Here is an 11,447-nt window from a genome sequence, read left to right as displayed (position 1 = left end):
CGTGGTGTTTCACCCGTTGCAGCGCAAGGAGCTGGAGGAAGTGCTGGAGATTGAGCTGGGGCAGGTGCAGCGGCGGGTGCTGGAAACGGCCAAGGGGCAGTTTCTGTTCCGGGTGACGGGGGCGGGGCGGGAGTTTTTGTTGCAGGAAGGGACGGACCAGCGCTACGGGGCGCGGCATCTGAAACGGGCCATCGAGCGGCACGTGGTCTACCCGCTGGCCAACCTGCTGGCCACCGAACAGGTGCAGCTCGGCGACCTGGTGTGCATCGACTGGGACAAGCGGCGCAATCAACTCTCTTTTGCCCGCGAAGGCGAAAATCTCGCTCTTCCGCCGCGCAAGATCGAGCCGCCCACCCTGATGCGCGTGGCACAGGCGCGCAGCGGCAAGGCTGTGGAAACTCCCGCGGCCATCCTCCCGCTGGAACCGGCGCCGCGATTGGCGCGGTAGATCGGCGCGCAGCGGGATAAGGCAACCCTCTCTGATCGGCCCGGGCAGCCCAAGTGGTTTGGGCGCCCGGGCTTTTTCGATTCTATCGGTGTAAAGTACAAATACGCGCGGGACCCCGGTGGCGTACGCTTTCCCACGCGGTAACCTCGCGGCGGCTACCATCATCCAACGAACCAGGGCAGCGCCTACCTGCGCGCCCGGTACGGAAGTTTCGGAGGCTGGCATGGTGCATGTTGACCGCTTCGCGGTCACGCATATAGAGGTCCAGGAAGGGCGCAGCGCGAGTCTGCCGCGCAGGGCCGAGGCAAAACATTCCTTCGGCGCTGTCTGCAGATTTCTGGCGGTGGGCGTGGCCCTGGCTGCGGCGCTGCTCCTGGGCGGAGCTCCCGGAGCGTACGCGCAGCAGGGACAGCGAACGCAGTTCCGCCCCGGCTGGAATATCTTCTCGCCGCAGCAGGACGTGCAGGTCGGACAAAAGGCCGCGCAGGACGCCGAGAAGAAACTGCCGCTGTGCAACGACCCCAAGGTGGACGCCTATCTGACGCAACTCGGCAAGCGCCTGGCCGCCAAGGCCCCGACCGGCGGCGTGCAGTATCCCTTCGAATTCCACTGCGTCAACAACAAGGCCATCAATGCCTTCGCCTTGCCTGGAGGTTACGTCTTCGTCAATCGCGGCACCATCGAGGCTGCCGACAACGAAGCCCAGCTCGCCGCGGTCATGGCCCACGAGCTTTCCCACGTGGCGCTGCGCCACGGCACCAGCCAGGCCACCAAGGCCCAGGCGGCGTCGCTGCCCATCGCCATTCTCGGCGGCATACTGGGCGGCAGCGCCATGGGCTCGCTGGTTACCCAGCTCGGGGCCTTCGGCGCCGGATCGGTGCTGCTGAAATATTCGCGCACCGCGGAGACCCAGGCGGACGTGATGGGCACGCAAATCCTCTACGATGCTGGCTATGACCCCCGGGCCATGGCCCAGTTTTTCGAAAAGCTGGAGGCCGAGAGCAAGGGCAAAAATCCCCCGGAATTTTTTTCCGACCACCCCAGTCCCGAGCATCGCGTCGAGCGCGTGGACGAGGAGATCGACCGGCTCGGCGGGCCGCCCGCCAACGCCCGCCGCGATTCCGCGGAGTTTCAGGCCATCCGCCACGAAGTGCTGGCCCTGCCGGTTGTCAAAGACAAGCGCGAAGCGCCCGGCGGCGCCGCGGGAAAGCCCGCGGCTCCCTCCGGCCAATACGCGGCTTATCAGGGCAGCGCCTTGAGCCTCAAGTATCCCGACAACTGGAAGAAGTACGGCGAGGGCCAGGCCGTCTCCTTCGCGCCAGAGGGCGGCGTGGCGCCAGACCGCAACGGCCAGGACGCCCTGGCCTACGGCATGATCATCAATGTCGCCGACCCGCACGGCGACCCCAATGCCGCGAATGTTCTGGAAGAGTCCACCCGCCGGCTGCTTGACGACCTGCAGCATGGCAATCCCGGCATGCGCATCGCCCGCCAGCCGCAGCGCGTGCGTTTGAACGGCCAGCGCGCGCTCTCCACCTACCTGAGCAACGATTCTCCGCTGGGCGGCCAGGAGACCGACTGGATCATCACCGTGCTGCGCCCCGAGGGCCTGCTCTATTTCATCTGCGTCGCCCCCGAGCGCGACTACAGCAACTACGACAGCGCGTTCGTCAACGTCCTCGATTCCGTGCGCTTCGCGCACTGAGCGCAGTTCCCACCCGCTTAATAAATCAAGAGAGCTTTCATTCGGAGGTCCCGACTCGCACGGGGCCTGGGGAGGACAACGTTTCAGGTCAGGCGGGCTTCCAGCGCAGGATGGGCTTGCGCGCCGCGGCCACTTCGTCGAGCCGGCGCACGCGCGTGGTGTGCGGCGCGGTCTTCACCAGCTCGGGATTCGTCGCCGCCTCTTCCGCAATGGCGCGCATGGCGTCGATGAACAGGTCGCACTCTTCCTTGGATTCCGATTCCGTCGGCTCGATCATCATGGCCCCGGGCACGATCAGCGGAAACGCCGTGGTGTAGGAATGGAAGCCGTAGTCGATCAGGCGCTTGGCAATGTCCATGGTGCTTACGCCGTTTTGCTTCTGCTTGGCGTCGCTGAAGACCACTTCGTGCATCGAGGGCAGGGAATAAGGCAGATCGTAAACGCCTTCGAGCTGCTTGCGGATGTAATTGGCGTTGACCACGGCGTCTTCCGTGGCCTGGCGGATGCCCGGGCCGTACGCCAGGATGTAGGCTAGCGCGCGCACCAGCACGCCGAAGTTCCCGGTGAAGGCGCGCACCCGCCCGATGGAATCCTTGCGATGGGCGTCCAGGGCCAGCTTGCCGTCCGGCCTTTCGACCAGCACCGGCACAGGCAGGAACGGCTCGAGGATCTTCTTGATGGCCACGGGGCCCGCGCCGGGGCCGCCGCCGCCGTGCGGCGTCGAAAACGTCTTGTGCAGGTTGAGGTGCATGACATCCACGCCGAGATCGCCCGGGCGGGTGATGCCCGCGAGCGCGTTCATGTTCGCGCCGTCCATGTACAGCAGCGCGCCCTTGGCGTGCAGAATCTCCGCGATCTCGGGGATGCGCTGTTCGAAGATGCCCAGCGTCGAGGGGTTGGTGATCATCAGCGCGGCGACGTCTTCGGTCACCAGCTCGCGCAGCTTCTCCACGTCGATCTGCCCGTGCGCTTCGGACTTGATGTTCTCCACTTCGTAGCCCGCGATCACCGCCGAGGCGGGGTTCGTGCCGTGCGCGGAGTCCGGGATGAGCACTTTCTTGCGCGGGTGGCCCTGCTTTTCCAGGTACGCGCGGATCAGCAGCATCCCGGTCAGCTCGCCGTGCGCGCCCGCGGCGGGCTGCAGCGTGATGGCGTCCATGCCGGTGATTTCCAGCAGACATTTTTCGAGCAGCCGCAGAATCTTCAGGCAGCCCTGCGAAAGCGCCTGCGGCTGATAGGGATGCTCGGTGGCGAGGCCCTCGAGCCGCGCCACGAATTCGTTCACCCGCGGATTGTACTTCATGGTGCAGGAGCCCAGCGGATACATGCCCAGATCGATGGCGAAATTCCACGTGGAAAGCCGCGTGAAGTGGCGCAGCACTTCGATCTCGCTCACTTCGGGCAAGCCCGCCACCCCGCCCGCGCGGTGCTGCGCGCCGAGCGCCCGCGCGGCGTCGGCCGCGGGAACGTCCAGCGGCGGCAGCTCGAAACCGCGCTTGCCCGGCGAGGATTTCTCGAAGATCAACCCTTCATTCTGGCTCGGGTGCCGCGATGCTTTCTTGATCCGCTCGCTCAAGTGGTTTCCTGTGGGGCAGGCATTCGTGCCTGTCCCGTTAAACCGGCCGCTCCAGCGCACTGCGCAGCGCCCGTGCCAGCCGTTCGATCTCCGCGCGCGTGGCCGTCTCCGTCACGCACACCAGCGCGTGCTTGGTCAGCTCCGGATAGTCCGTGCCCAGCACGAAGGGCCCGACAATCTTCTCGCGCAGCAGGTCGCCGTTGAGCATGCGCACCGAACGCGGCAGCTCCACGGTGAATTCGTTGAAAAACGGCGCGGAAAAAACGCGGCGCACCCCGGGAATCTTCTCGAGTTCAGCGAGCGCGAACTGCGCTTTGGACAGGTTCTGGTGGGCCATCTCGCGCAGGCCCTCTTTGCCCAGCAGACACAGGTGGACCGTGGCGGCCAGCGCGCACAGCGCCTGGTTCGTGCAGATGTTGGAGGTGGCCCTCTCGCGCCGGATGTGCTGCTCGCGCGTGGCCAGCGTCAGCACAAAGCCGCGGCGCCCTTCGCTGTCCGTGGTCTGCCCCGCGAGCCGCCCCGGCATCTGCCGCACATATTTATCCCGCGTGGCCAGCACGCCCAGCGAAGGTCCGCCGTAGCTCGGCGCCAGCCCGAAGCTTTGCCCCTCCAGCGCCACGATGTCCGCTTCCGCCGGCGGCCGCACGAGGCCCAGCGAAACGCCTTCGGTAATGGCCACCACCAGCAGCGCCCCCGCCGGGTGCGCCTCACCCGCCAGCTTCTCCACCGGCTCGAGGCAGCCGAAGAAATTCGGCGACTGCACGACCACCGCACCCACATCGTCCCGCAGCGCGGCCTTTAGCGCCGCGGCGTCCAGCGTGCCCGCCGCGCCGTATCCGATCTCCTCCACCTGCAAGCCGCAATTTTTCGCGTAGGTCCGCAGCACCTGCCGGTATTCCGGGTGTACGGAGCGCGCCACCAGCACGCGCCGCCGCCCGGTCACGCGTTCGGCCATCAGCACCGCTTCGGTGGTGGCCGTCGAGCCGTCGTACATCGAGGCGTTGGCCACTTCCTGCCCGGTGAGCTGACACATCAGGGTTTGGAATTCGAAGATGGCTTGCAGCGTGCCCTGGCTGATCTCCGCCTGGTACGGCGTATAGGACGTCAGGAATTCGCCGCGCTGCAGGATCACGTCGGTGACCACCGATTGCAGGTGCCGGTAAACGCCCGCGCCGAGAAAACTCGCGTAGCCCAGCGCATTCTCCGCCGCGCGCTCCTTGAAGTACGCGATGATCTCCGCTTCCGAATGCGCCGCGGGAAGCGCCAGGGCTTCGCGCAGGTGGTAGCGCTCGGGAATCCCGGCAAACAGCTCGTCCACCGATTGCACGCCGATGGCCGTGAGCATCGCCTGCCGTTCGGCCGGGCTTTTGGGGAGGTAGCGCATCCGGCCTAGTGTTCCTTGGCCTTCGCGGCGATGTAGGCTTCATAGGCCGCGGCGTCCATCAGCCCGCTGATCTCGGCGGGATTCGCCAGGCGCACCTTGATGAGCCACGCGGCGCCGTGCGGGTCCTGGTTGATCTTTTCCGGGGCCTCGCCGAGGGCGGCGTTGGCCTCCACGACCTCTCCCGCGGCGGGCGCGTAGATCTCGCTGACGGCCTTCACCGATTCCACCGTGCCGAAGGATTTGCCGGCGGCGATTTTGCTCCCGGGCTTGGGCAGCTCCACGAAGACCACGTCGCCCAGCTCCTGCTGCGCGTAGTCCGTGATGCCGATGGTGGCCAGATCGCCCTGCACCTGGATCCACTCGTGCTCTTTCGTGTAGCGGTATTGCGGCGGATAAGCCATCTGCCTCTCCTTGGCGATCTCTCAGGCGCGCTGCGCCGTCTGCGGGGTCACACCCGGCGCGGCGGCTTTCCGCGCGCGCTTGTAAAACGGCGTCGCCACCACCTGCGCCTTCACCTTCTGATTCCGCACTTCCACTAGAACGATGCGTCCCAGCGCGGCTTCCGCCGGTGGCACGTAGGCCAGGGCGATATTCTTGCCCAGCGTCGGCGAAGGGGAGCCGCTGGTCACCGCGCCGATCTCCGCGCCGGTCTCGCTGAACACGTGGTACCCGTCGCGGGCGATCCCGCGCTCGATCATCTCCAGCCCCACCAGCGTGCGCGTCAGTCCGGCAGCCCTGGCGCGTTCCAGCGCGGCCCGCCCGATAAAGTCGCCCTTCTCCATCTTGCAGAAGCGGTCGAGGCCGGCTTCCCAAACGTTGATTGTCTCGCTGATCTCGTGCCCGTATAGCGCCATTTTGGCTTCCAGGCGCAGCGTGTTGCGCGCGCCCAAGCCGCAGGGCAGGATGCCGAACTCCTGGCCGGCCTCCAGCACGCGGTTCCACACGTTTTCGCTGGTTGCCGGATCGGAGGGTACGTAAATCTCGAAGCCGTCCTCTCCGGTGTAGCCGGTGCGCGCGATGAGAATGTTAGCCAGGCCGCAGACCGTGCCGTGCGTGAACCAGTAGTTCTTGAGCGGCGCGAGATTCGCGTCGGTCAGCTTCTGCAGCAGCTCCGCGGCGCGCGGCCCCTGGATGGCGATCTGCGTGTACGCGTCGCTGAGGTCCTCCACCACGCAGTCGAACCCCGCGGTGTTCTGCCGCACCCAGGCGATGTCTTTCTCGCGTGTTCCGGCGTTGATGACCAGCAGGTAGTCGTCCGTGCCCAGCCGGTGCACGATCACATCGTCCACGAACGTGCCTTGGGGATAGAGCATGGCCGAGTAGTGCGCCTGGCCGATGGCCAGTTGCGCGGCGTCGTTCATGCTGATGTGCTGCACCGCGGCCAGCGCGCCGCCCGGCGTGCGCCCCATGCGGATGCGGATGTCGCCCATGTGGCTGACGTCGAAAACGCCCACGGCCCCGCGCACCGCGCGGTGCTCCGCCAGCAGCCCGCCCGTCGCCGGGTACTCCACGGGCATATCCCAGCCGCCGAAGTTCACCATCTTCGCGCCCATGCGGCGGTGCACGGCGTTCAGCGGAGTTTTACGAAGTTGCGTTGGGGGAGATGTCTGAGATTCCATGCGCTGCGCTCGAAGCTCTCGGAAAGAAGTTGAACGTAACATGCGCTCCAGAGCGAGTCAAGGAAGCCCGCCGGCGGGGCAGGCACAGCCTACGAATTCATGCACGACCTAGCGGGACGGCTCGCCAATCGAGTCCGGTTAACGACAGATGGCCACCGCCTCTATTTGCAAGCTGTGGAATCCGCATTCGGCTCTGAGATTGACTACGTGATGCTGGTCAAGCTGTACGGGAATGACCGCGAAACCGAGGCCCGCTATAGCCCCGCAGAGTGCATTAGTTGTCGCTCCGTGGCGATTACTGGAAACCCCAAGCCCAAGGATATTTCTACAAGCTTTGTCGAGCGCCAGAACCTTACGATGCGTATGCAGATGCGCCGATTCACTCGCCTAACGAACGGATTCTCTAAGAAGATCGAGAATCATGGACACGCGGTTGCCCTTCACTATATGCACTACAATTTCTGTCGCGTGCACCAGACATTGCCTGTAACTCCGGCAATGGAAGCCGGAGTTACAGATCATGTTTGGACTATCGAAGAATTAATAACTACCTCTTATCAGAATCAGGTGGAAGCAGCTTAGCCATCTGCTCAATTTCATCTGCTAAGCCGCCAATATAGACAGAGTCAAAACCTGATCCCCTAAATAAGTCTGGGACTGTCACACGACTTCCGTCCGCAACAAGAGCCGGAACCCTGACTACGTGGGAAATTGCCACAGGATCAAGCCGCTTCCGCAACTCATTTTCTACGTTATAAGCATCGGAGGCCAAGCTACTATCAAAATCTTGGGACACTTCTTTCATCGCTGCCATTTGTTCTTTGAACGCTTGGGTTTTGTCGATCTCTCCAGAATTTGTTCGCTTCTGGATTTCATCGCTTTTCTGGGCTAAAGCTGAACTCAATTGGCGTAATTTCACTACGATGGATTGGGCTTTGAGCGCCAGTTCCTGATTGTTCAGTTCTACGAGTGCTCCCCTGCTGGCCTCGTCGATGCCCAAAGCAACTCTGTAGCGGTGTATTTCTCCGTCCTTTGTATCCAGCCTCTCGCTGTAATGCCACAGGCCCACACCGATTCCAGCACTAAAAAACACTAATGCTAAGCTGACAAAAGAAACAGGAGCCTTAGTCAGCACAGCCCACTCTTTTTTGAGGTATTCGAGGATGTCGTGCACTGGAGAGGATTATAGGCTTCTTCTCGATTTTCCCAAACTGTACCACTACCCGCTCGGCGGCTTCGCGCACATGCCGGATTGTGCGCAGGCCCGAACGCGCATCTTGCCGCGCTCCACCCGCTCGGCTACAGTGGCTTTGGAGGCAGTCATGGCCGGTCCGATCCTTTGCGACGTCTGCGGCAAAACCGAAAGCGATTGCAATTGCGAGAAGTACTGCACCATTTGCCAGGGACAGATAGGCATTCGCTTGTGCGTGGACGGCCTTTACTACTGTCCGGATTGCCGGGAGGCGTGCGACGTCTCCCTCGCGAATAATCGTGACCACTGAACCCACACGGGTGGAGATTCGCATCCAGAACGACAGCCGGCTGCTTGCCGGCCTGGGTGGCGCGATCGCTCACTGCGCCTGCGCGGCGGGTCTCTGTGAATCGGCGGCGGCCAGCCTGCGCGCCGCGGCCCTTGGCGCCTGCCAGGAGGCCTTCCGCCAGATGCCGGATTCCCACGCGGCCCTGGAGATCGCCATCACGCTGTATTCCGACCGGCTCGAAGTGGCCCTCTCGCAGCCCGGCGCGGCGGCTCCTGCGGTGGGTCTGGACGCCCTTTCTGGTCTCGCGCAACAGGGCAGCGGCGCGCAAAACCCGTTCCTGGCCGGCGGCGTAGACCGCGTGCAGTACGATACCCAGGGCGGCGTGGCCTGCACCCGCCTCACCAAATATCTGGCTCCCTCCGCCCCGTCCTCCTGACTCTGCAGGTCTCTTCCCGAAACAAAAAAAGGGGACAGGCTTGCGCGCCCGTCCCCCCTTACGTCCGGGTAAGTTACGCCTACATCTTCAGCGCAAACGTATTGTGCCGGATCAGCGCGGTCATCTGTTCGTCGCTGAGCGTCATGCGCAGTTCCACGCGATCCCCGGCCGGCGTAACCCGCATCTGATCGAGCAGCTGCGCCAGCTCCGGATTGCTCTGCTTGGCCTGGTACTGCTTGTATAGGAAGCCCATCTGCATCAGTTGCGCCAGGCTGTTGGCGTCCTCCGTCGAGCCCGCCACCGCCTCAAACTTTCCATCCACGCTGCTGCCGGCGTCCACGTTGAGGATCAGGTTTTTCATGCGGTTGACAAGCTGTGCCGCTTCCGGAAATTGCCCGAGTTCCGGCGCCAGTTGGTGGATGGCCAGCCGGGTGTACGCCGGATTCAGCACCGCCCAGACCACGCCCGAGCCGTTCGCTTCATTGATCAGCGGGTAGAGTGTTTCATTGCGCAGCAGCCCCTCTTCGCCCCCGAAGCGCACTTCGATCAGTTTCTCCAGCAGCTTGCGGTGGCCGAAGGCCGCGGTATTCGAATCCAGAAAGAAGAAAAAGAGGTCGTTGGGTCCCGAGCCGGTCCCGAAGGCAAACAGCGTGTAGCCGCGCGCCTTGAACGTCGGCAGCTTCTGCGTCTTAAAAAAGGCCTCGGCGGATTCGGGGTTGAAGCTGCCCAGGGCTACCCCGACAACGTTTTCGCCGGTGGGCACGGCGCTCGCCGCCTTTTCCCCCTTGCCGCTCAGCGACTCGGCCACCAGCCCCCAGGCCAGTTCATCCACCTGGGAGTTCGGATCGATGCCGGCGGAGGCCAGAAACTGTTCGAACTGCCGGAAGCGCGCCGGCAGCAGCTGCTCTTTCAACTGCGGAAACCATTTCAGGGTGCGCGCTTTTTTCAGATCGGCGTAGGCGAATTCGCCCACCTCTTTCGGAAACAGCGCGATCACGTCGGTGCCCAGCCGCCCCGCGCGCGCCGGCCGCGGCAGTGCCAGCAGCAACCCCGCCAGTACCAGCATCGCCGTTAAACCGCGCCGAATCGTCGTCCATCTCATGCCATGCTCCTTTGGGCCCGGTGCTATGTTCCTGTTCTTACCGCGCCACCGCTTGGCGCGGGGTCTATCCATCATTATGTCATGCGGAGCGCAGCGAAGCATCGCAACGGAAAGAGTAACCGAGGTTCCGCCTGATAACAGGCCCCGGGACTCCGGATGACCGGGAAGGGAATTATGCCCCGCCCAGCCGCTTGCGCAGCGCCGCCAGCTTTCCCCGCAGTTGCGCCACATAGGCTGCGTCGCTCAATGAGTCGAGATTGATTTCCACGTTCTCCATGGCCCCGCGCGCGCCCGCCGCGGCCATCAGCCGCGCCACCTTCAGGTCTGACTTCATGGATGCGGCAGAGATCGTTTCCAGTTGTCCGAGCCGTTCGTAGAGCGTCACCGCGCCCTCCGCGACTTCCAGCGGCGCCACCGCCGCGCCGCGCATCGCCTCCTGTACCGCGCTTTCGCGCTGGCGCGTTTCCTCGGCGTCGCCTTGCGGCAGCCGGTACGCCGCCAGCACCGCGTCGTACGCCGCCGCGTCGTGGTCAATGGCCTGCGCCATCTCCTCCGCGGTGCTCCGCAATGCGTCCAACGCCGCCGAGAGCGGCTCGATGTGCGCCGCCAGTGATTTCTTCTTGCGTGACAGGCCGGCCACCATTTGTCCCAGCGAGGCCGCCAGCGCCGCGGCCAGCGCCGATACGCTGCCCCCGCCCGGCGTGGCCGTGGGCTCGGCCACCGCGTTCAGGAACGGCCGCACCAGCGTCGCGAATCGGCCCTCTTTTCCGGCGGGCTCCAGCGGCGCACCGCCGAGCGCGGCGGCCAGGCGGTTCTCCAGCACCTGCGCCGGAGAAAAGTTTTCCAGCTGCAAGAAGTAGTCCGCGGCCATCTCCAGCGCCTTCTTCGGCACCAGCCCGACGATCTCGCTGCCCACCGGCACGGCGCCGTAGCGTTGCGCCTCGCGTTTCACCATTTCGTAGACGCGGTGCATGGGCGTCTGCTCGTAATCCGTCAGGTTGATGGACACCTGCGCCAGGTTGCGCGCCTTCAGCTCCACCCCCATGGACTTCACGTAGCGCAGCCCGCCGCTGGAATGCCGGATGGCCTTGGCGATCTTGTTGGCGATACCCACGTCGGAGGTGTTCAGGTTGACGTTGTAGGCGATGAGAAATTTCCGCGCTCCCACCACGGTGGTTCCCGCCGTGGGATGCAGCTTCGGCTCGCCGACGTCCGGCTGCCGGTCGTGATTGCGCTTCACCTCTTCGCGCAGGCCCTCGAACTGCCCGCGCCGGATGTTTTCCAGATTGATGCGGTCGGGGCGCGTCGCGGCGGCTTCGTAGAAATAAACCGGGATGCGGTAGCGGCTCCAGATCTCCTTGCCCACGCGGCGCGCCAGCGCCACGCAGTCCTCGATGGTCACGCCCTCCACGGGAATGAACGGCACCACGTCGGTGGCGCCGACGCGCGGGTGCGCCCCGGTGTGCGTCGTCAGGTCGATCAGCTCCAGCGCCTTGCCCACGCCGAGCAGCGCCGCCTCGGCCACCGCGTCCGGCTCGCCCGCCAGCGTGATCACGCAGCGGTTGTGGTCGGCGTCCATCTCGCGGTCGAGCACGTACACCCCGGTCACGCCGCTCATCACCGCGACGATCGCGTCCACTTTGGCCGCGTCGCGCCCCTCGGAAAAATTCGGCACGCACTCAATCAGTCGTTTCAT

General features: G+C 64.5%; 10 protein-coding genes. 3 read left to right on the top strand and 7 right to left on the bottom strand.

Annotation, left to right across the window (positions count from 1 at the left end; all coding sequences use genetic code 11):
- Together LAN61_15410 and LAN61_15405 are read left to right on the top strand one after the other, a co-directional pair.
- The coding region (locus tag LAN61_15410; protein ID MBZ5541904.1) for an ATP-dependent Clp protease ATP-binding subunit at positions 1-448 on the top strand (448 nt) is incomplete at its 5' end.
- 223 nt (positions 449-671) lie between these two features.
- Positions 672-2,153 (top strand): M48 family metalloprotease, encoded by a 1,482-nt coding sequence (locus LAN61_15405; GenBank protein MBZ5541903.1) that lies wholly within the window; start codon positions 672-674, stop codon positions 2,151-2,153.
- A gap of 88 nt (positions 2,154-2,241) precedes the next feature.
- Here the strand turns inward: LAN61_15405 and gcvPB are convergent, their stop codons facing one another.
- The 5 genes from gcvPB to LAN61_15380 form a co-directional block, all read right to left on the bottom strand.
- Entirely contained in the window at positions 2,242-3,717 is a 1,476-nt protein-coding gene (gcvPB, locus tag LAN61_15400; GenBank protein ID MBZ5541902.1) for an aminomethyl-transferring glycine dehydrogenase subunit GcvPB, read from the bottom strand.
- 49 nt (positions 3,718-3,766) lie between these two features.
- On the bottom strand, positions 3,767-5,113 hold the full coding sequence (gcvPA, locus tag LAN61_15395) for an aminomethyl-transferring glycine dehydrogenase subunit GcvPA (protein ID MBZ5541901.1): 1,347 nt from the start codon (positions 5,111-5,113) through the stop codon (positions 3,767-3,769).
- Positions 5,114-5,118: 5 nt separating this feature from the next.
- Positions 5,119-5,514, bottom strand: a complete 396-nt coding sequence (gene gcvH / locus LAN61_15390) for a glycine cleavage system protein GcvH (GenBank protein ID MBZ5541900.1) — start codon at positions 5,512-5,514, stop codon at positions 5,119-5,121.
- Between the two features lie 21 nt (positions 5,515-5,535).
- On the bottom strand, positions 5,536-6,732 hold the full coding sequence (gene gcvT, locus LAN61_15385; protein MBZ5541899.1) for a glycine cleavage system aminomethyltransferase GcvT: 1,197 nt from the start codon (positions 6,730-6,732) through the stop codon (positions 5,536-5,538).
- A 547-nt stretch (positions 6,733-7,279) separates the two neighbouring features.
- Positions 7,280-7,906, bottom strand: coding sequence for a hypothetical protein (locus LAN61_15380; protein MBZ5541898.1), 627 nt, complete (start codon positions 7,904-7,906; stop codon positions 7,280-7,282).
- Between the two features lie 317 nt (positions 7,907-8,223).
- Between LAN61_15380 and LAN61_15375 the strand changes: the two genes are divergently transcribed.
- Complete coding sequence (locus tag LAN61_15375; protein ID MBZ5541897.1) at positions 8,224-8,649, top strand: hypothetical protein; 426 nt, start codon at positions 8,224-8,226, stop codon at positions 8,647-8,649.
- Between the two features lie 79 nt (positions 8,650-8,728).
- On the opposite strand, the gene LAN61_15370 is transcribed toward LAN61_15375, so the two are convergent.
- Entirely contained in the window at positions 8,729-9,751 is a 1,023-nt protein-coding gene (locus tag LAN61_15370; protein MBZ5541896.1) for a hypothetical protein, read from the bottom strand.
- A 172-nt stretch (positions 9,752-9,923) separates the two neighbouring features.
- The gene (gene ftcD, locus LAN61_15365) at positions 9,924-11,447 is read right to left on the bottom strand and encodes a glutamate formimidoyltransferase (protein MBZ5541895.1); all 1,524 of its coding nucleotides are present in this window, start codon (positions 11,445-11,447) and stop codon (positions 9,924-9,926) included.

It is taken from the genome of Terriglobia bacterium, assembly GCA_020072785.1.
In the GTDB taxonomy this organism is placed as follows: Bacteria; Acidobacteriota; Terriglobia; order Acidiferrales; family UBA7541; genus Acidiferrum.
This window is presented reverse-complemented; position numbering and strand designations above follow the sequence as displayed.